The sequence below is a fragment of the Micromonospora sp. bgisy143 genome (assembly GCF_057708145.1).
In genome coordinates, this window is the sequence record NZ_JBYIRN010000003.1 from 197,205 (window position 1) to 217,579 (window position 20,375).

Genomic DNA, 20,375 nt, shown 5'->3' on the forward strand with positions numbered 1-20,375 from the left:
TCGGTGTGAGAGATCACAGAGGCTCGGGTGACGCAGTTCAGGAGCCGGTTCCGGCGATCATGAGCGCGGGCGGCGGCAGGCTCGGACGGCGGGCGACGTGCAACGTGGCGATAGGCACAGGCCCGCGGTCGAACCGCGCGCTCAAGCCGACGTGAGAGCGGTCATGGAGTGGTCGGACTCGAACAACCAGAATTCCGCCGACGACGTGAACGAGCAGGAGTCGCTGCTCACGGCACTCGCTGCGGAACGCCTCGCGCTCGGCGACAAGGTCGCCGCCGCCAAGTACGGCAGCACGACCCCGATCGACGACGAGGCTCGGGAGGAGCGGCTGCTCGCGGACGTCGTAGCGCGTTCCCGGGAGATCGGACTCGACCCGCTGCTCAGCTGTCGCTTCTTCCGGGCCCAGATCGAGGCCAACAAAGTGCTCCAGCGCCGTCTGCACGCCCTGTGGGCTGATCATCCGGAACTGCGGCCACGGCGCCGGCCGCATCTGGAGTCCGAGGTGCGTCCGCAACTCGACATGATCACCCAGCAGATGCTTCTGCGGCTGAAGGCGCTCGAACGCGCCCGAACGGCCGCGCACCGCGTCGACGGCACCCTCTATGAGTCACTGCGCCGCCTGCATGAAGAGGCCCTGCGCATCGCGATCGGGCGGATCCGGGCACGCGCGACACGAACATGACATCTGACAGCCCGGACCAGAAGCGCCGCGAGTGGTGAGGCGTCGAGCGCCAGGTGGTCGACAGGTATCGGCCCGGGGTCGGCCCCGGGCCGACACGGATTCGCTCGGCGCGGTCGAGGGCGACAGTGATCGAAGCTGACCTGACCATGCGATCACGAAGGGTGAGAACGATGGGAAATTCCAAGGTCGAGGCTTCCGCGGACCGGACCTACGACGTGATCGTCATCGGCGGTGGTCCCGTCGGGCAGAGCGTCGCCGCCCGCGCCACGGCAGCTGGCCTCACTGTGGCGATGGTCGAGAAGGAGCTCGTCGGCGGGGAGTGCTCCTACTGGGCGTGCATCCCGAGCAAGGCGATGCTTCGTCCAGTGGTGGCGGTGGACGAGGCCCGGCGGGTCGACGGTGCACGGCAGGCCGTCAGCGGGCCCGTCGATGCTGCCGGTGTCTTCCGTCGCCGTGACCTTTCCGTCACTGGGTGGGACGACTCCGGGCAGGCGCAGTGGGTCAAGGACATCGGGGCCGACCTGTTCCGTGGCCACGGCCGTGTCGACGGTCCGCGCCGAGTCGCCGTCGCCACCTCGGAGCAGCAGATCGTTGGTCTGACGGCCCGACACGCGGTGGTGCTCTGCACCGGTAGCCGTGCGGCGATCCCCGACATGCCGGGTATTGCCGAGGCGTTGGTCTGGACGAACCGGACCGCCACCGACACCTCGACCGTGCCCGCCCGCTTGGCGATCATCGGTGGCGGCGCGGTCGGTGTGGAGATGGCCACCGCCTGGCAGGGTCTCGGGGCCGCGGTGACGCTGTTGGCGCGGGAGCCGCGTCTCCTACCACGGCTCGAATCCTTTGCCGGCGAGATGGTCGGTGCGTCTCTGCAGAAGGCGGGGGTCGACGTTCGACATGGTGTGACCGTGACGTCGATGAGCCGGCCGTCATCCACCGGTCCCGTGACGCTGATGCTCGACGATGGGGCCGAGGTGGAAGCGGACGAGGTGCTCGTCGCCGTCGGCCGCGTCCCGCTCACGGGCGACATCGGTCTCGAGACGGTGGGACTGAGGCCGGGGTCCTGGCTCGACGTGGACGACACCTGCCGGGTGCACGGCGTCGACGAGGGCTGGCTGTACGCGATCGGTGACGTCAACCACCGCGCGTTGTTGACCCACCAGGGCAAGTACCAGGCCCGCGTCGTCGGGAACGCCATCGCGTCCGTTGCCGCAGGTCAGGCTCTGGACACCGCGGCCTGGGGACGGCACGCGGCGACGGCGGACGTGCACGCCCTGGCGCAGGTCATCTTCACCGATCCCGAGGTCGCGGCGGTCGGGCTCACCGCCGACCAGGCGCGCCGCAATGGCCATGAGGCGCGGGTCGTCGATGTCGACATGGCGGCAACCGTCGCGGGCGCCCGGCTGTTCGCGGACGACTATCAGGGCCATGCCCGCATGGTCGTCGACAGCGTCACCGAGCGCGTCCTCGGCGTGACCCTGGTGGGGCTCGGAGTCGCCGAACTGCTGCACTCGGCCACGGTCGCCGTAGCCGGGCAGGTGCCCATCAGCCGGCTGTGGCACGCCGTGCCGCCCTTCCCGACGGTCGGCGAGGTGTGGCTGCGGCTGCTGGAGGCGTATCGCGACGGGAACAACGCCTGACCGCTCGTCGACGCCAGGATCACGATCCCGCAGTGCCGGCCTGCCCTTCAAGGTCCCGAAGTGGCTGGAGTTCGGCACGGGATCGGACGCCGAGTTTGGGGAAGGCCTTGTACAGGTGGTACTCCACGGTGCGAGGGCTGATGAACAGCTGTGCGGCGATTTCGGCGTTGCGGAGCCCGGCCCGGGCCAGCGACGCCACCTGGCTCTCCTGCGGGGTCAGCTGGCGTCGACGCCCGTCGGGCTGCCGATGCGTGTTCTCCCCGGTCGCGAGCAGTTCTCGGCGGGCCCGTTGGACGAACGCATCGGCGTCGACCTCGCCGAAGTGCCTGCTCGCGGCTCGCAGCTGAGCCCGGGCTTCGATGCGGCGGTTACGCCGACGCAGCCATTCGCCGTAGAGCAGCTCGGCCCGTGCCAGCCGATCGGGCAGGCCGGTGCGGCCGAGCCGCTCGATGGCCTCTCGGTATGACGCCTCCGCCGTCTGGTCCTTGGCGATCAGCGCCTCGGCGGTCGCCTGGACGCCCAGCGCCCAGTCGCCACCCGCCGGGGCGGTGCGTCGCGCGAGCTGGACCGTCGCACTTACGGCCAGATGCTCGTCGCCCGCGCGGACCGCAGCCTCGACCAGCTCGATAAGCGCCCAGCCGGTGATGCCGGGGTGCTCCGACCGCGCCGCCTCGCCGGCCGCCTCGACGGCCAGGTCGTACCGCCCCGTCGCGTTGTGCAGCGCGGCGGCGACCACGGCGTCGTGACTGCGAGCCCTCGTGGGAACCGGCGAGAGGAGATTGTCGAGCCGAGGGCCGCGTCCGACCGCGGCGTGGTGCTGAGTCAGGTCCCGCCAGGCCTGGCTGTCCCACACCTCGGCGGCGAGCAGAGCCGCGAGGCCGAGCCACCGTGCCGCCCGCAGGTCGAGAGACGGCTCCCGGAAGGCAGCGATTGCCGCCCGCAGCGGTGCGACCGAGCGGGGGTAGCCGTCGAGTACCCGCGTGGCGAGCCCGAACAGGAGTTGGTCGGCCGGTCGGCGACGGTGATCGCCTGCGGTGGCGCGGGCCTCGGTCGCCGTGACGATCAGCAGTTCGCGATCCGTGGGTCCGTCGGCGAAGGTCGCCGCGAGGAGAGCGTCGAGGTACGCCTCCGGCGCGTCGGCCGGGTCGAGTGGCCGCAGCCGCCGGGCCGCCTCCAGCAGGTGGCGCGCGGAGCCCGCACCGGGACGCAGGACGGTCTCGATCCGGGTTCGGTGCCAGGTTCGCCGAGCGGCGCGGACGGCGTCCTGCGACTCCGGCGTCACGATGGCCAGGAGCCGCTGGGCGCCGGGAAGGTCGCCGTCGTCGTACATCGCGGCCGACGCCGCGAGCGCGCGGTCGGCGCGTACGCCCGGGTCGCTGGTGAGCAGGGCTGCCCTCTCCAGGAACGCGGCTCGGGCGGCTGTGCCCACACGGGCCTGCAACAGGTCGGCGTGGGCCTCGAGACCGTCGGCGAGAGCGTCGTCATGAGTGCCTGCCGCCAGGCCGAGGTGCCACAAACGCCGCGTCGGATCGCCGGCTGTGTTCCCCGCGAGCATGCGGTGGATCAGTCGCCGTTCGGCGGGCGCGGCCGAGTGGTAGCTGACCGATCTCAGGTCCGGGCAGGCGAAAACAACATGATCACCAACCTCGACCAGATGGGCCGCGACGAGGGCTTCCCGGTCGGCGCCCAGTTCGGCGGCCATGAGCTCGAAGAGCAGAACGTCACCGGTCGGGTCGGCCGCCGCAGCCAGCAGCAGCCGCCGGGACACCGGCGTGAGGTGACCGACGATTGCCGAACAGCGGCCTTCATGCGAGCACGAACGGACGCGACGGGGGCCGGGGATCGCGAATGCACCGGCCAGCTCCGCCCCCTTGCCGTGCCCGATCGGCAGGAGGCGCATCGCCGGAACCTCCCTGAACGGGTCGAGCCGCGGGGTGTGCGAGCCGGCGATCACGATCATCAGCGCTCGCCCGGCCGAGTGGGAGGCGACGAAGGCCAGTACCTCGGCGCTGGCCTCGTCCAGCCAGTGGGCGTCGTCGACGGCGGCGCAGACAGGCTGCACCCCGGCGATGCCGCTGAGCAACGCGAGCACAGCGGGGGCGACCGCGCCGACGCTGGGCCTGGTTTCGTCGATCAGGCCGAACGCGGCCTGCAGTGTCGTGAGATGTGCGGCCGACAGGGTCGCGCAGTGGTCGAGCAGCTCAGCACAGAGCAGGTGCACAGCCGCAAAGGGGATCTCCTGCTCGGCGGCAACTGCCCGAACCCGGAGCACGCGGAAGCCGGCAGCCTGATCGATCATCTGGTCCAGGGCTGCTGAACTTCCGATGCCGCGGTCTCCGACGATGCGTATCCCACCGCCGCAACCGGCCGCGGTACGTCGTGTCAGGTCACCGAGTTGGTCCTCCTCGCCAGGACCGTACAGGGGTAACCGAGGGTCGGCTGGCAGGCCCAAGGCGTCGGGGTCGACATCCATCGGACAATCCTGCGCGTCGTCGGCCGGATCGAGTCAGGGGTCCGCCACCGGTCGCACCCCCGGACCTGACAACCGCACCCCGGGAGGTGGGCAAAAGGCAGGAAATTGCCGAAAAGGTACGCCAAGACCGTTCGTGCCCCGTCGCCTGCTGACGTTCGACAGGCACCCCCCGGGATCACGCCCGGGGGTAGGCCGGTGGTGATTCGGAGGCGAAGCCATGTCTCGCCGAGCCAAGCTCGCAGCCGTACAGGTCGCAGACCGTCCTGACGGGTGCACCCGCAGCGGAGAAGGAGGAGCCATGCCCGACGTTCACCACCGGTATGCCTCAGTGGCAGGGCACCAACTGTTCTACCGGGAGGCCGGCCCGGCCAACGCGCCGACCGTGGTCCTCCTGCACGGGTTCCCGACGTCGTCGTTCATGTTCCGCAATCTGATCCCGGCGCTGGCCGATCGCTATCACGTCATCGCGCCCGACCACCTCGGGTTCGGGCTCTCGGACGCCCCCGCGGCAGACAGGTTCACTTACACCTTCGACGCGTTGACCGACCTCACCGCCGACCTGCTCAAGCAGCTCGGCATCGAGCGGTACGCCATCTACGTGCAGGACTACGGGGCACCCGTCGGATTCCGGCTGGCCCTGCGCGACCCCGACGCGATCACGGCGATCATCACGCAGAACGGCAACGGCTACGAGGAGGGTTTCGTCGAGAGCTTCTGGCAGACGGTCTGGAACTACCAGAAGGAGCAGACCCCGGAGACCGAGTCCGCCATCCGTGCGGCACTCACCCTGGACGTCACCCGCTGGCAATACGTCACCGGCACCCCCGACGAGACCCTGATCAGCCCCGACACCTGGCACCACGACCACGCCCTGCTGAGCCGGCCCGGCAACGACGCCATCCAGCTCGCCCTGTTCCGCGACTACGCCACCAACCCGCCGCTCTACCCCCGCCTGCACGAATACCTGCGCAGCAGCGGCGTACCGGTGCTGGCAGTCTGGGGCCGCGGTGACGAGATCTTCGGTCCGGACGGTGCGCGGGCCTTCGCCACCGATGCCACCGACGCCGAGATCCACCTGCTCGAGGGCGGCCACTTTCTGCTCGAGAGCGCCGGCGACACGGTAGCCACGATCATCCGCGAGTTCCTCGGCCGCCGACTGTCCGTGACCATGCCCGAGAGCGCGAAGGCTGCTCCAGGCGGGGTCTCCAGCTAGGGCCCGACGGCCGGCCGCCCTCGACGTGCCCGAACGCGAGCGGCGGCCACCCGCTCACCTGACCACGCCGTCCAGGAGTGACTGATGGCCATGCCTGTTCCGCGCCTCAACGGCCCGGCCGAGAGCCCGTACCGGCAGCGTGACGGGGAGACGTTGCGGCAGATTTTCGAGGAACGTTCCGGCGTCCTGCTCCGCTACCTCAGACGAATCAACGCCTACCGGCCGCAGATCGTCGAAGACCTGCTGCAGGAGACGATGTTGAGGGTATGGCGGCACATCGGAGACATCCCGGTCGACGAGGACCACATCCAGTCGTGGCTCTTCACGATCGCTCGCCACGTGTCGGCGGATGAGGCCCGCAAGCGCGTACGGCGGCCCCAGGAGTCCCCGGGCGAACGAGAACTGCAGAACTACTCCTCGCCGGCCAACCCGATGGACGTCGTCGTGGCCCGCGAGTCCCTGCTGGACGCGTTCCGCAAGCTGAGTCCCGAGCGCCGCAGAGCGTTCGAGGAGATCTACCTGCAGAGCCGCAGCGCAGTCGATGCCGCCGAACTCCTTTCCGTGCCGATCGGAACGGCCAAGTCGCGAGCCTTCCACGCGATGAACGCCCTGAGGTCAGCAGTTCTCTCCGCCTGACGACCGGCACGCCGGACCAGACCAGTCACGAGGAAGCGATGCCGCAGGTGCAACAAACGATGGAGCCCGACCCGACGACGTCGATGGTTATGACACCCATCGGGTCGGTGGCTCGGCGCGGCTTCCCGCGTACCGGATCGGCTGGCGCGACGCTCCTCGTCGCCGCCGTTGCCGTTGCCCTCGTCTGGGCGAACCTGCCCTCGCTCGACTACGACGGCTTCTGGTCCTGGGTCCTGACCATCCAGCTCGGCCCCTGGGCAGCGCACCTCGACCTGCGCACCTGGGTCAACAGCGGGTTGATGACGTTGTTCTTCCTCGTCGTCGGCCTCGAAGCGCGCCGCGAGTTCGATCTGGGCGATCTGCGCGAGCGGCGACGCCTGGCCCTCCCGGTGCTCGCCGGTGCGGCGGGGATGGTCATTCCGGTCAGCATCTATCTGATCGTGAACCACGGGGGAGCCGGCGCCGTGGGGTGGGGCATCGCGATGTCCACCGACACGGCGTTAGCGCTGGGAGCCTTCTCCCTGATCGCGGCGCACGCCCCGGAGCGGATCCGGACCTTCGTCCTGACCGTCTTCGTCGTGGACGACCTGGTGGCCCTGATCGTGATCGCCCTCGCCTACAGCGAGCACATCGCGGTGCCGGGCATGGTGGTGGCCGTGGTGGCCTACGCCGGCCTGCTGGCAGGGCGCCGGCTGCCGCACCGGCTCCGAGGATGGAGCTTCGCGCTGGGCACTGTGGTGACCTGGGCCGGGTTGCTCTCGGCCGGCGTCGACCCGGTGGTCGCTGGGCTGGCCGCAGGGCTGGCCACGACGGCGTACACGCCCAGCCGCACCGAGCTTCAGGAGGCGACCAGACTGGTCCGGCTCTTTCGCGAGCAGCCGTCGGCGAAGTTGGCGGCGGTGGCCACTCGGAGCCTGACCGGTGCGCTGTCGGCCAACTCCCGGATGCGCCATACCCTGCACGCCGCGACCAGCTACGGCATCGTCCCGCTGTTCGCCCTGGCCAACGCCGGAATCGTCATCGACGGTGACGCGGTGCGCCAGGCACTGCGATCGCCGATCACGATCGGCATCGTCCTCGCCTATGTCGTGGGCAAGCCGGCTGCCGTCGTCGTCGCCTCCTGGCTGGCGGAACGTCTCAGCGGAGGCTTGCTGCGCCCACCCGTCGGATGGGGCGCGGTCCTGGAGGGCGGCACGATCGCTGGGATCGGCTTCACCGTGTCGCTGTTGATCGCGAACCTGGCCTTCAGCGGCGACGCGCTCGACCAGGCAAAGATCGGCACTCTCGCGGCCGCGGCCGGCGCGGCTCTGGTGAGCTTCGCCGTCTACCGCGTCATCGAGACCCTTCCGGCCGAAACACAGGCGCGGGCGTTGCTCGGTGGCGCGGGCCGGCTTGTCGACCTGGCGGAGCCGGTCAACGACGACCGCGACCACATCCAAGGCCCTCCCACCGCCGTCGTCACCGTCGTCGAGTACGGCGACTTCGAATGCCCGTGGACCGCGATGGTCGGCCCCACCGCCCAGGAACTGCTCATCGAGAACGCCGACGTGCGCTACGTGTGGCGGCATCTGCCGCTGCCGGACGTCCATCCGTACGCGCAGACAGCCGCCGAGGCCGCCGAGGCCGCGGGAGATCAGGGCGCGTTCTGGCCCATGCACACCCTGCTGCTCGAACGCCAGGACCGGCTCGCCCCCGACGACCTGACCGGGTACGCCGAGCAACTCGGCCTCGACCTCGACAGGTTCCGTGACGACCTGGCCCGCCACCGGCACGAGGCCCGGGTGCAGCGGGATGTCGATTCAGCCGACCGCAGCGGCGTGGCCGGCACCCCCACGTTCTTCATCAACGGTCAGCGTCACGAGGGACCCCAGGACCTCGCCACCCTCAATCGCGTCATCGAGGAGGCACGGGCCCAGGCCACCGTCGTGCACCGTTGATCAACTCAGGAGGAATTGAATCATGCACTCTGAACTGGAGAACCGGACAGTGCTGGTGATCGGGCGCAGCGGCGGCATCGCCGGCGCGATCGTCTCCGCCGTACGCGCCTCCGGCGCCACAGTGATCGTCGCATCCCGCAACCGCGATGCCCTGGCCGACGCGTACGGCGAGGAGCTGACCATCGAATCCGTCGACGTCACGGATGAGGCGAGCGTGGCGGCGCTCGCTGAACGGTTGGGTCGCGTCGACCATGTCGTGTCGACAGCGTCGGCCCGCGCTCGCGGACGTCTGAGCGACCTGCAGCCGGCCGCCGTACTGCAGTCCCTGTCGACCAAGGTGCTCGGCCCGATCCTGCTGGCCAAACACCTCGCGCCTCGCATGCCGCAGGACGGCAGCTTCGTCTTCTTCTCCGGCGCGACCGCCCACAAGCCGGCGCCGGGGATGCTGGCGGTCGCGGCCACCAACGGCGGCGTCGACGCGGTCACCCGGGCCCTGGCCGTGGAACTCGCGCCGCTGCGGGTGAACGCAGTCTCGCCGGGCACCATCGACAGCGGTGCGTACGACGCGCTCGGCGAGCAGCAGAAGGCCGACCTCTTCGCGAGTCGGGCGGCCCGCAACCCGGCCGGTCGGGTGGGCCACCCGGACGACGTCGTCCGCGCGGTCCTCTACGCCCTCACGAGCACCTTCACGACCGGCACCACGCTGGCCGTCGATGGTGGCGAGACGTTGGTCTGACCATGGCGCCCCAGTAGGCCCCACGGTTGTTTCGGTTCCAGTTCAGGGGAGTGGCAATGGAACAACGACGCGGCACCGATCTACCGACAGGCGCGGCCCCGCTCGGACGGTACGGGGCGAGTCCCGTACCGCTGTCGATTCTCGATCTGGTCGTCAGGGGCACCGGGAGCCGGCCGGCCGACGCGCTCCAGCAGACCACGACACTGGCGCAGGCCGCCGAGCGCTGGGGTTACCGGCGCTTCTGGGTCGCCGAGCACCACAGCTTCCCCGCCTCGAGCAGCCCGGCGCCTGCGGTTCTCCTCGCTCACCTCGGTGCCGCGACCCGATCCATCCGGCTGGGGTCGGGAGGGGTCATGCTCACCAACCACGCACCACTGATCGTGGCCGAGCAGTTCGGCGTCCTGAACGCCTTTCACCCCGGCCGCATCGACCTGGGCGTCGGCCGAAGTCCCGGCGGTCTGCCGTCGGTCGTGCAGGCGCTACGTCGCAGCGGCGAGGACTCGGGTGGCAACAGTTTCCGCGACGACGTCGAGGAGCTTCTGGGCTTCCTCCGGAACGACTTCCCGGAGAACCACCCCTACCGGCGCGACAACGTGCACGTGGTGCCGGCGGCACCCGACGTTCCCGTCTGGACGCTCGGCTCGGGAACCACTGGTGCGGAGGTGGCCGCGCGCCTCGGCCTGCCGTTCGCGGCTGCCTTTCACATCAATCCCGTGCAATCCCTGCGGGCCGTCGCCGAGTACCGGAGAACGTTCCGGCCGTCCGCTGCCCTGGCCGCACCACACGTGATGGTCTCCGTGAACGTCACCTGCGCCCCGACCGCACCCGAAGCCGAACGCCTGACTCGGCCGGGGGCGTTGATGATGATGCTTGCACGGCAGGGGAAGCAGGCCGCGCTTCCCAGCCCGGACGAGGCGGAGAACCATCCATACACGCCGGAGGAGATGAAGTTCGTAGAAGGCTGGCTGGGCAACGTCATCCACGGAGCGCCCGACACGGTGCGCGAAGGTCTGACAGAGCTGCAGCGGCGGACCCAGGCCGACGAACTGATGCTCACCTCGTTGATCGACGACACCGCCAACCGCATACGTTCCTTTGCCCTCGTCGCCGAAGAGTTCGGACTTGCCACAGGCTCCTCCTGACCCGTGGCGCCGCTGAATTCACGCGAATGCGCCCGGGTCTGGGCCGACGGAATGTTCGCCAGCGGCCGGCGTCGGCGTCGGCGCCGCCGGCGTCGTATCCAGCATCTGCTGGCTGCTGGCAGCCCATCTCGACGCCGACGCCAAGCCACCACGCCCAGGAGAAGTCAGCACAGGCCAGACGGCCACGACCAACTGGCCCAGCCGGACCCGCCGGTCACCGGAGGTCGCCCTCCGTCGCGCCGGACCTGTCCTCGACGGTACGGGCGAAGGGGCGCGCGGAAGGGCCGGTCGGAGAGGCCGCCCCTCGTGCAGGAAGCAGGGGCTAGTCCGCCAGGGCGGCGCGTCGGAGCCGCCGCACGTCGGTGATCGTCATGCCGACCAGGACGGCCGCGCTCGCGATCATGACGAGCCACGGGGCCAGCATGGTGAGCAGCGGCGTCGAGGCGAGCAGCAGCGCCAGCCAGGCAACGCGGGTGGGCGGGAGTTGGTTGAGGAGCACGTACTCCGAGCTCATCCGGCCGAGCACGTACAGGACCGGTCCCACGGCGAGGAGAGCGACCCAACTCGCCGGTGTGGTCCCCTGCGGGTCGTGCAGGACGAGGTCCACGCCGCCGGACGTGGCGATGATGCCGGTAACGACGAAGGCGTAGACGTACGGGGCCAACAAGATCGAGGCGTCCGGACGCAGGTGCGCCGACCGGTCGACCAGCTTGTTGCTCTGTAACACGTAGATTTGCCAGAACAGCAGCGCAGTGACGACCGCGGTGAGGAACGCGACGGCACGGGCCGGGGTGTAGCTCGCGCCGCTGAATATCAACGTGGACATCAGTGCCATGTCGCCGAGGGCGAGAATGGTGATCTGCTGGTAACGCTCGCCGAAGTGCGTGCTCAACCGGTTGATGGGTAGCCGGCCTCGTCGAGGCGTCGGGTAGCGCAGTCCGGCGGCCAGGTAGTCGACAGCGAGCGCGCCGGCCCACAGGCTGGTGCGCCACGCCGGTCCGGTGAACCCGCCGGCGAGCCACAGGATCCCGGAGAGGACGAACCAGAAGAGGACGCGTTCCTCCCGGGCGTGCGCACGGAGTGGGCGCAGCGCGACGACCAGCAGGATCCCCCGGAGCAGATGGATGCCGACGTACGCGCCGGCGAAGAGCAGCCCGCGTTCGCCGTAGGCGGCCGGTACGGCGATCGCCATGAGGGCCACGCCGAACACCGTGCCGGCGACCACCGCCTGGACCGCCCGGAGTTGGGGATCGTAGAACTCGGTGGCGTTCACCGTCACCGACCAGGTCCACCAGGCGGCCAGCAGCAGGATAAGGGTCTGTCCCAGGGCACCCCAGCTCGGATTCCTCGCGAACTGCATCGAGAGCTGCGCGAACACGGCGACGTAGAAGACGTCGAAGAACAGCTCCAGGAGCGTCGCCCGATTCGACGACTGGGGGTTACGTCGCGGCCCGGTCGGCTCCGTGCTCGTCATGGGCCCGCCGTTCCCGGCGCGTCCTCTGCCGACGCTTCCGCGCCAGGTCGTGACGATTCCGAGGCGACGCCGTGACCCCCAACGCCGAGTGCTTGTCGCACATGGCGATCAACGAGCAAGGTGGCCGGAGGTTACCCGCCAGTCGAGCGCCATCGCCGAGGCGGGGCTTCTGCTCGATAATCAGAAACCCTTCGTGCTTCCGTTGGTTGCCGCAATAAATGGGGACCGGCGACGCGCAGCGTCGTTAATCGGGCAGGAGTTGATGGCCGGTGATCGGCGATACCGGGAACGGCTCGAATCTCCGATGTCGAGTTGAAGGGTCTATCACCAGGCCGTAACCGGTCCGGCCGGCTGCAGCGGTTATGCCACACCGCGAGCCATCGTCATCTACGTCGACATGCCGGTGGAGCATGCTGCCGCCCTGCGACAGCATCTGGCGGGCCGGCGGCAGTATCGACATTCGTCTAATTCGTCGTTGTTCGCTCCATCTGACGGTGACCGGTTCCGCCGGACGTATCAACCGCACCGCGCCGCGCTCCTGAACAACGTCATCGCGTCGGCCCGGTGGGCGACAACGCCGGGTCGGCGGTCCCTCGACGATGGGAGAAGCCTGTCATGGGCAACGTAGGAAGACGCGTCCGCCGCTCGGCGATGGCCGTGCTCACCGGCACGGCGCTGGCCGCCCTGCTGGCGGTCACCACGGCCGCCGCCGCGCCGGTCGAGGCGCGGCAGGACAAGGCCGCAGCGGCCCGCACCGACGTCTACATCCGGGACGTCGCCGCCGATGTCGGCGTCCAGCCCCACTCGTTCAACCCGCTGTGGGCCAGCCCCGACATCAAGGTCTGCCCGACCGCCGTCGAGTGTGCCGTCAGCCAGAACCCGATCGTCGGCGTCACCAACTACATCTTCGTCAAGCTGCGTAACCCCGGCCCGTACGGCACCGGCACCAGTAGCGGCGTGCTGCGGGTCTACCGGACGACGCCGGGTGGCGGTGCCGTCTGGCCGACGCACTGGACCCAGATCGGCGCGATGAACGTGACCGTCTTCGCCGGCACCACAACCGTGACGATCCCGTGGAACGGAGTGCCCGGGCCGGGCCACTTCTGCCTGCTGGCCAGGTGGGTGTCGGCCACCGACCCGATGACCTTCGAGGGTCCGGACATCAGCACGAACACCCGAAACAACAACAACATCGCCTGGCGCAACGTCGACTCGGTGCGGCTCGTCGCGGGCGGGACGCCGGTCGTGCGGCCGTTCGCCATCGGCAACTCGCTCCGGGTGGCGACCAAGAACGATCTGGTCTTCACGCAGCCGGGGGAGCCGATCCAGGGCGTGGGCGGCCGGGTCGTCGTCGACCTCGGGCCGACCCTGTTCGAGCGGTGGCAGGCCGGCGGCAAGGTCGGCACCGGCGTACGCGAGGTCGGTAAGAACCAGCTGGAGGTCGTCGAACCGGCGAAGGCCACCCTCGGCAACCTGCTGCTGGAACCGGGTGAGCGGGTCGAGTTCTCCCTCACCTTCGCGGCCGCGGTCGCGTCGGACAAGGAGTTCGCGCTCGACGTGACCCAGTTCGGCCCGGACACGAGCGGTGCGGAGCGGACCGACCTCGGTGGTGTGGAGTACCTGATCAGCGTCGGGAAGCAGTAGTCCCGGCCACCAGCGGGGGTCGTGGGCCTGGGCATCCCGCGACCCCCGTCGCCGTGCGCACCCGGGACGGTCCGGGCGTCCCGGGTGCGCCGCCGTCGGGGGTGGACGGTGGGTCAGCGCAGCGAGACCCAGGTGGTGGCCACCGAATAGTCGTCGGTGTGGGCGCGTAGCCGGACCGGGCCGGGTGGGGGAGCGTCCAGCGAGAAGAAGCCCACCGCGTCGACCGGTGCCTCCGCGTACGTGCCCGAGGCGGTCTGCGCGGACACCCGCCCACCCCGGGGCGGGGAGAGTTGACCGACGATGCCGGCGTCGGTCACCTCGATCTCCAGCGTCACCACGGCACTGCGGAACGACAGCGTCCGCGTCGACCCGGCCGACCGGATCAGCGCCGGCGCCGCGTCGCACGCCGAGTCGAACGTCAGCTCGGCGAGTGCCACCTCCGCGTCGACGTTTCGCCAGGCGAACGCCGCCCGCGCGGCGGTCAGGAGCTCCTCAGGGACCGACGCGCCCTCCCGCAGCGCCGCACCCAGCTCGGCGGTCAGGGCCGCGTCATCGGCCGGCGGCAACGGCTCCATCGCGTTCACCTCCGTTCGTCCGGGTCGCGGCCGTTTCGAGAAACGGGGCGAGCGCGGGGCAGTCCCGTAGCCGGCGCAGGCATCTGGCCTGGGTCGGTCCGATGCTGCCGACCGGCACGCTCAGCCGTTCGGCGATCTCCCGGTAGCTGGCCGGCGGGTCGGCGGTCAACAGGGCCAGGAGCTTCTGGCAGCGCGGCGGCAGCTGCGCGAAGCCCTCCCGCAGTGCCTGCCGCCGCTCCGCGCGCAGCAGTTCCTCGTCGGGGGCCGCCACGTCCGCCGTGCGGGAGAAGCCATGGTACGCGTCCAGCGCGTCGTCGTACGGGTCGAAGAGCTGGGTGCGACGGCCGAGGCGGGACAGCCGGTAGCACTCGCGCCGGGCGGTGGTCGCCAGCCAGGAGGCGAGGGCCTGCGGGTCCCGTACCCGGCTCAGCTGCTCGACGAGACGCAGCCAGACGGTCTGGTTGACGTCGGCGGCGTCGGCGCGGCTCAGGTCGTACGACCGGATCACCGAGTAGACGAGCGGGGTGTACCGGTGGACCAGCTCCACCCACGCCGACTCGTCCCCGCCCGCCGCGGCGGTCACCAGGTCGGTCGCGCTCGGGTCGGTCACGGCGACGCCGTCCGCCGGCTGTTGCGGAGCTGCTTGCTCGCGGCCTGCTCGCTCATTCGACGAGCACGCCGTAGTCGGGGTGCCAGCGCGGCGCCGCGAGCAGCGCCAGCCGGGCCGCGTCGGCGCTCAGGCCGCCGGCGGTCATCAGGGCGGCGAGCCGACCGGAGACGTGCGCCGCGGCGAACGAGGTACCGGCCCAGGCGGCGAAGCCGTGGAACACCCGGGTCGGCAGGCCCGGCAGCGGTAACTGCCCCTCGACGTACGTGCTGTGGCGCTCGCCGACCGCGCAGACGTCGACCCACGGCCCGTACCCGCTGTAGGTGGCCGGCACCACGCCACCGGCGCGCTGGCTGACCGCCGCCACCGCGACGACCTGGCCCAGCGCGGCGGGCCAGCTCGGCCGGCTGGTGCCGGCGTTGCCCGCCGCCGCGACCACGGCGCTCGTCGTGGGTAGCGCGGCCACGGCGTTGGCCAGGGGCAGCGACGGCCTGTCGTCCTGGGTGAACCCGCCCAGGGACAGGTTGACCACCGACACCGCCGGCGCGAGGCGGGCCATCGCGGCCACCACCGACGCCTCGTCGCCGAGGCCGGTGGCGGTCAGCGCCTGCTCCGGGTCGACCTGGACCCCCGGCGCGGCCTGCCGCACCACCCCGGCGACGAAGGTGCCGTGCCCGCCCTGCAGGGCGAGCACGTCGGTGTGCACGTAGAGCGGGTCCTCGTCGTCGACCTCCGGCAGGTACGCCCCGCCGAGCCACTGCGGGTGGTAGCCGCCGGCCTGCCGCCACATGCCGGTGTCGCAGATCCCGACGGTCACCCCGGCGCCCTCAGCCGTCCGGGCCGGGTCCGGCAACGGCAGCGCGGCGACCGTCACGGGTGGGCTGCCCGGGTTGCCCATGATGTTGCCGCAGCCCAGCAGCACGTGGTGTGGCTGCACCTTCGGCACCGGCCGTCCCGGCCATTGTTGGGGGTCGCGCAGCTTGGTCACGAGCGCGGGAACGTCGGTCTCCCGGTCGAAGAGCAGCCGGGTGACCCCGGCGAAGCCGTCGCCCACGGCCACCTGGTGGCCGCGGGCACGCAGCCAGGCGGTGACCCGCTGGGCGTCAGCGTCGGCGGCGAGCAGCTGCCGTGGCCGGTAGAGGAACTCCCGGCCCGGTGTGGTGTGCCGGCGCACGTTCTTGTCGGCGGCCAACGCCTCGTCGAAGGCGCGCTGGTAGGCGGCGTCGTCCGCCCCGTCGGCGCGGGCCGGGGCCGCACGGGACCCGGCGGCGAACGACGCTACGGCGGCCAGCGCGGACGCGGCCAGCAGTCGCCGTCGGGACAGTTGGCTGGCTGGGCGCGGCGCGGCGGGATGGTCAGGCGACAGCGACACGGGTCCTCCATGCGGTCGGCAGAAGCGCCCGCCACTGGCCGGCGTGGCCGCGTTCCCGGGTGTCGTCGATTCTTCCAAAGCATAGTCGCGTGTCAATGGCGTTAAGGGTGGGTGCAGAATCCCGACAGGCTCGCGCAGACATTGACGGCTGGGCATCAGTGCGGGGACTCTGTGGGGCATGCCCGACAGCACCGGTTCCGGTGCCGGCACGGCCCAGGCGGCGCTTGACGCCGTCCAGCGCTACCCGCGCGAGGCGATCGCGATCGCCCAGCGGGTGCTGGCCGCCGGGCCCGCGGCCGGGGCCGACGAGCGCTCCACCGCCGAGCGGGCCGTCGGTCTGGCCCTGCGGGAGCTCAACGACCTTCCCGGCGCGCTGCGCCACCTGCGCCGCGCGGTCCGGGCCGCCGGCACGCCTCGGACCCGAGCGTTGGCCCGGATGAGCCTGGGCTACGTGTTGGCCAACGCCGGCCACACCGCTGCGGCGCTGCGCGCGGTGACCGCCGCGCTGCCGCAACTCGTCGGCGCCGACGCGGGGCGGGCCCGGATGCAGCGGGGCGTGGTGCTGCACTACCGAGGTCGCTACGACGAGGCGGTACGCGACTACGGCTTGGCCGTCGACATCGCCCTGCGCGAGGGTGATCTGTTGCTGGAGGCGCGGGCGCGTAACAACCGGGGGCTGCTCAACGCCCACCGGGGCGCTGCCGGCGGCACCGACGACGACCTGTCCCGCGCGGCAGCCGCCTTCCAACGGCTGGGCCTGGACCTCGCGGCGGCCGACGCCCGGTGGAACTGCGGCATCGCGGCCGGCCAGCGGGGCGACATCGCCGGGGCGCTGCGCTGCTTCGCCACCGTCGACGAGGAGTACCGGCGGCTCGCCGTACCCCGGCCGGCGCTGCTGCTGGACCGCGTCGAGCTGCTGCTGTCGGTGCCGCTTGTCGACGAGGCGGTGATGGTCGCGACGGAGGCCGTCCGGGAACTGCGGCGTCGGGGCATGGCCTCCGACCTTGCCGAGGCGCTGCTGGCCCGGGCCCGCGCGGCGCTGCTCGCCGCGGACCTGGACACCGCGACCGAGGCCGCCGCCGCCGCCCGGGCCCGGTTCCGTCGCCAGGGCCGGCGCACCTGGGCCGTCTTCGCCCGGCACGTCGAGCTGCGCGCCGAGTACCGCCGGGGCACCCGCTCGGCACCCCTGTTCACCGCCATGGCGCGTACCGCCGACCAGCTCGACGCCACCGGGTGGCCGGGTCCGGCGCTGACCACCCGGATCGAGGCCGGTCTGGTGGCTGCCGCGCTCGGGCGGCCAGGCCGGGCCCGGAACCTGCTGGAGGTAGCCGCCCGGGCCCGCCGTCGCGGCACCGCCGACCGGCGAGCACAGGGCTGGTACGCCCTGGCCCTGTCGCGCCGGCTCGGTGGGGATGAACCCGGGGCCGCCCGGGCGCTACGCCGCGGACTGGCCGTACTCGACCGGCACCGCATGTCGCTCGGTGCCACGGAGCTGCGTGCCCACAGCGGAGCGTACGGTCAGGAACTGGCGGCCGAGGGCGTCGACATCGCGGTCCGGGCGGACGCGCCGGCGCGGGTCCTGGCCTGGGCGGAGCGGTGGCGGGCCAACGCGCTGCGGGCCCGGCCTGCCCGGCCCCCGGCCGACCCCGAGCTGGTGGCGGTGCTCGCCGAGCTTCGACTGGTCAGCGGCCTGCTCGAAGACGAGGTGCTGGCCGGCCGCCCGGCAACCGCCCTGCGCGGCCGGCAGGCCCGGCTGGAGCAGCGCATCCGGGACCTGGCCCGGCGGGTGCCCGGTGGCGGCGCCGTGCTGGCCCCGCCCGGGGTGGGCGCGCTGGCCGCGCGGCTCGGCTCCCGGGTGCTGGTCGAGCTGGTGGCCCACGACGACCGGATCCGGGCGGTGCTGGTTCGCGACGGTCGGGCCAGCCTGCACGACCTGGGTCCGCTCGCCGCCGCGGCGGACCTGGCCCGCCGGCACCGGTTCGCCCTGCGCCGGCTGGTCACCACCGGCGACGCGGCCGCCGCGCGGGCGGGGGCCGTTCACGCCGCGGCCGCCCTGGACCGGCTGCTGTTCGCTTCGCTGCGGCGGCGGCTGGCCGACCGGGCCCTGGTGATCGTCCCGGTCGGGGCGCTGCACGCGGTGCCCTGGTCGGCGCTGCCCACCTGTGCGGGGCGTCCGGTGACCGTCGCCCCCTCGGCCACCGCCTGGCTCGGGGCGGACCGGCGGGAGCTGCCCGCCGGGCCGCCGGTCCTGGCCGCCGGTCCGCGCCTGCCGGCCGGGCACACCGAGGTATGCCGGCTCGCCCAGGTCCTGCCCGGCGCGCGGCGGCTCACCGGGCCCGACGCCACCACCGCGGCGCTGACCGCCGCGCTGGACGGGGCGGGGTTGGTGCACATCGCGGCCCACGGCACATTCCGCGCGGACAACCCGCAGTTCTCCACCCTGGAACTGGCCGACGGGCCGCTGTTCGCCTACGAGTGGGAGGCGGTCGCCCGACCGCCCGGCTGCGTGGTGCTCTCCGCCTGTGACTCCGGCCTGACCGGGCTACGCCCCGGCGACGAGGTCATGGGGTTCACCGCGGTGCTCCTGGCGCTCGGCACCCGGTGCCTGATCGCGACCGTGTTGCCCGTGCCGGCCGAGCCCACCACGGCACTGATGCTGGACCTGCACGCGCGGATGCGGGCGGGCGCCGGCCCGGCGCGAGCCCTCGCCGACGCGCAGCGGGCGTTCGGTGCGGCGGGTGACGGTCCCGCCCAGGCCACCGCGGCGGCGTTCGTCTGCTTCGGGGCTGGCTGACCGGAGCGGGAGCGGTCCCGAGCCGGGTCGGCGCGGCGCCCGGACGTACACGTACCCCTGGTTCGGACGGACGCCGGCTCCGGGTACGAGCTGGCCCTCGGGGGTGCGCACCGTGTTCGTGGACGGGGATGCCGGACCCCAGCAACGAACTACCGACGGCGCGATCAGCGCCCTACCGCTCAGTCGCTCCCCGTACGCACCAGGGCGCTCGTCGGGGCGGTGCACTGCCGTGCGGTGCCTTGACAGGTAGGCGGAACAGCAGGACAGTCGACGTGCATCATCGATGCGTGACTATTTATGCGAGGTGTGTCATGCGGAAGTCGCTGACTGCTGTGGCCGCCATCGCTGTTGCCATGGTCGCGATGATGGCCGCGATCTCACACGCCAGCGCGGCGAACGCGTCGGCCGGTTGTCGGGTGACCTACGTCGTCACCAGCGAGTGGACCGGTGGCTTCCACGCCGATATCGCGATCACCAACTTGGGTGACCCACTCAACGGGTGGACGCTGCGGTTCGCGTTCCCCGCGGTCGACCAGCGGCTCACACAGAACTGGAGCGCCACCTGGGCGCAGTCGGGCCAGCAGGTCAGCGCGACCCATCTGGGCTGGAACGCGACCCTGGGCACCAATGGCTCCACAAACATCGGTTTCATCGGTGCATGGTCGGGCAGCAACCCCATGCCGGCGTCGTTCATGCTCAACGGCGTCGCGTGTACCGGCGGCGTCCTGCCCAGCGTGACGCCGACGCCGACCCGGACGCCCACACCGCCGGTCGCTGACTACCCGGCGATCGTCACCTGGCTCAGCCCGACCGTCGGCGCGGTGTACACCACGCCGGGCACCGTCCCGCTGGCGGCGACCGCGACCGTGGGAGGCGGACACAGCATTACCTCGGTGTCGTTCCGGGTGGACGGCGTCACGGTGGCCCAGGGGGTGAGGACGACCGGTGATCGGTTCGAGGCGCTGTGGACACCACCGATCGGGGAGCCCGGCACCAGCACCACCTTCGTGCTGTACGTCTCGGCCGGCACCGACCAGTCGCTGTCCGGCGCAGCCCCGCCGTTGCTGGTCACGGTGGTGACGCCGGCGTCCACCGGCACCAACCATCCGCCGGCGGTGGCGCTGAGCACCCCCGGCGGGCAGACCTACTTCCTCGAACCGACGACCGTCACGCTGGTCGCCGACGTCGCCGACACCGATCCCGGGGACCTCGTCAGCCGGGTGGAGCTTTACCTCGGCTCAACCCGGCTGGCCGGGACGCCTACCAACAGCGGACAGCGCTACCAGTTCCAGGCGGCCCTGTCGGCCGGTACGTCATCCACCTTCACCGTGCGCGTCCACGATTCCCACGGCGGCCTCGGCATCTCGAACCCCCTGACCTTCACCATCCGTTAGCGACCCTCCGGTAAGGGCAGGCAGGTCGCGGTGCAGATCACCGCCGACCGGTGGGA

At 71.6% G+C, this 20,375-nt stretch carries 15 protein-coding genes; 10 read left to right on the forward strand and 5 right to left on the reverse strand.

What is annotated here, in order from left to right; all coding sequences use genetic code 11:
• Positions 1 to 163 precede the first annotated feature (163 nt).
• Together aroQ and AC3EN4_RS06535 are read left to right on the forward strand one after the other, a co-directional pair.
• Positions 164 to 682: a gamma subclass chorismate mutase AroQ gene (gene aroQ, locus AC3EN4_RS06530; protein ID WP_435205004.1), complete on the forward strand. Its 519-nt coding sequence runs from the start codon at positions 164 to 166 to the stop codon at positions 680 to 682.
• A gap of 170 nt (positions 683 to 852) precedes the next feature.
• Complete coding sequence (locus AC3EN4_RS06535; RefSeq protein WP_435205005.1) at positions 853 to 2,322, forward strand: dihydrolipoyl dehydrogenase family protein; 1,470 nt, start codon at positions 853 to 855, stop codon at positions 2,320 to 2,322.
• A 19-nt stretch (positions 2,323 to 2,341) separates the two neighbouring features.
• Here the strand turns inward: AC3EN4_RS06535 and AC3EN4_RS06540 are convergent, their stop codons facing one another.
• Complete coding sequence (locus tag AC3EN4_RS06540; RefSeq protein ID WP_435205006.1) at positions 2,342 to 4,795, reverse strand: helix-turn-helix transcriptional regulator; 2,454 nt, start codon at positions 4,793 to 4,795, stop codon at positions 2,342 to 2,344.
• A 298-nt stretch (positions 4,796 to 5,093) separates the two neighbouring features.
• Between AC3EN4_RS06540 and AC3EN4_RS06545 the strand changes: the two genes are divergently transcribed.
• From AC3EN4_RS06545 to AC3EN4_RS06565, 5 genes are all read left to right on the forward strand, one after another.
• A complete protein-coding gene (locus tag AC3EN4_RS06545) occupies positions 5,094 to 6,008 on the forward strand; it encodes an alpha/beta fold hydrolase (protein ID WP_435205007.1) in 915 nt (304 codons plus the stop codon).
• Between the two features lie 84 nt (positions 6,009 to 6,092).
• Positions 6,093 to 6,644 carry a sigma-70 family RNA polymerase sigma factor gene (locus AC3EN4_RS06550; RefSeq protein WP_435205008.1) on the forward strand — a complete coding sequence of 184 codons (552 nt, stop codon included), beginning with the start codon at positions 6,093 to 6,095 and terminating at the stop codon, positions 6,642 to 6,644.
• 89 nt (positions 6,645 to 6,733) lie between these two features.
• The gene (locus AC3EN4_RS06555; protein ID WP_435205009.1) at positions 6,734 to 8,581 is read left to right on the forward strand and encodes a Na+/H+ antiporter NhaA; all 1,848 of its coding nucleotides are present in this window, start codon (positions 6,734 to 6,736) and stop codon (positions 8,579 to 8,581) included.
• 22 nt (positions 8,582 to 8,603) lie between these two features.
• The gene (locus AC3EN4_RS06560) at positions 8,604 to 9,317 is read left to right on the forward strand and encodes an SDR family oxidoreductase (protein WP_435205010.1); all 714 of its coding nucleotides are present in this window, start codon (positions 8,604 to 8,606) and stop codon (positions 9,315 to 9,317) included.
• A gap of 56 nt (positions 9,318 to 9,373) precedes the next feature.
• Positions 9,374 to 10,459 (forward strand): LLM class flavin-dependent oxidoreductase, encoded by a 1,086-nt coding sequence (locus AC3EN4_RS06565; RefSeq protein WP_435205011.1) that lies wholly within the window; start codon positions 9,374 to 9,376, stop codon positions 10,457 to 10,459.
• 322 nt (positions 10,460 to 10,781) lie between these two features.
• On the opposite strand, the gene AC3EN4_RS06570 is transcribed toward AC3EN4_RS06565, so the two are convergent.
• The gene (locus AC3EN4_RS06570) at positions 10,782 to 11,933 is read right to left on the reverse strand and encodes a low temperature requirement protein A (RefSeq protein ID WP_435205012.1); all 1,152 of its coding nucleotides are present in this window, start codon (positions 11,931 to 11,933) and stop codon (positions 10,782 to 10,784) included.
• A gap of 615 nt (positions 11,934 to 12,548) precedes the next feature.
• Here AC3EN4_RS06570 and AC3EN4_RS06575 point away from each other — a divergent pair.
• Positions 12,549 to 13,577 (forward strand): hypothetical protein, encoded by a 1,029-nt coding sequence (locus AC3EN4_RS06575; protein WP_435205013.1) that lies wholly within the window; start codon positions 12,549 to 12,551, stop codon positions 13,575 to 13,577.
• A 113-nt stretch (positions 13,578 to 13,690) separates the two neighbouring features.
• On the opposite strand, the gene AC3EN4_RS06580 is transcribed toward AC3EN4_RS06575, so the two are convergent.
• The 3 genes from AC3EN4_RS06580 to AC3EN4_RS06590 are packed head-to-tail and all read right to left on the reverse strand — an operon-like array spanning position 13,691 to position 16,131.
• Positions 13,691 to 14,152: a hypothetical protein gene (locus AC3EN4_RS06580; protein ID WP_435205014.1), complete on the reverse strand. Its 462-nt coding sequence runs from the start codon at positions 14,150 to 14,152 to the stop codon at positions 13,691 to 13,693.
• The gene (locus AC3EN4_RS06585; protein ID WP_435205015.1) at positions 14,127 to 14,762 is read right to left on the reverse strand and encodes an RNA polymerase sigma factor; all 636 of its coding nucleotides are present in this window, start codon (positions 14,760 to 14,762) and stop codon (positions 14,127 to 14,129) included. Before AC3EN4_RS06585 ends, AC3EN4_RS06580 begins: the two co-directional genes overlap by 26 nt.
• Positions 14,763 to 14,814: 52 nt before the next feature.
• Positions 14,815 to 16,131 (reverse strand): S8 family peptidase, encoded by a 1,317-nt coding sequence (locus tag AC3EN4_RS06590; protein WP_435205016.1) that lies wholly within the window; start codon positions 16,129 to 16,131, stop codon positions 14,815 to 14,817.
• Between the two features lie 178 nt (positions 16,132 to 16,309).
• Between AC3EN4_RS06590 and AC3EN4_RS06595 the strand changes: the two genes are divergently transcribed.
• A complete protein-coding gene (locus tag AC3EN4_RS06595; RefSeq protein ID WP_435205017.1) occupies positions 16,310 to 18,925 on the forward strand; it encodes a CHAT domain-containing protein in 2,616 nt (871 codons plus the stop codon).
• 311 nt (positions 18,926 to 19,236) lie between these two features.
• Positions 19,237 to 20,319, forward strand: coding sequence for a cellulose binding domain-containing protein (locus AC3EN4_RS06600; RefSeq protein WP_435205018.1), 1,083 nt, complete (start codon positions 19,237 to 19,239; stop codon positions 20,317 to 20,319).
• Positions 20,320 to 20,375: the final 56 nt, after the last annotated feature.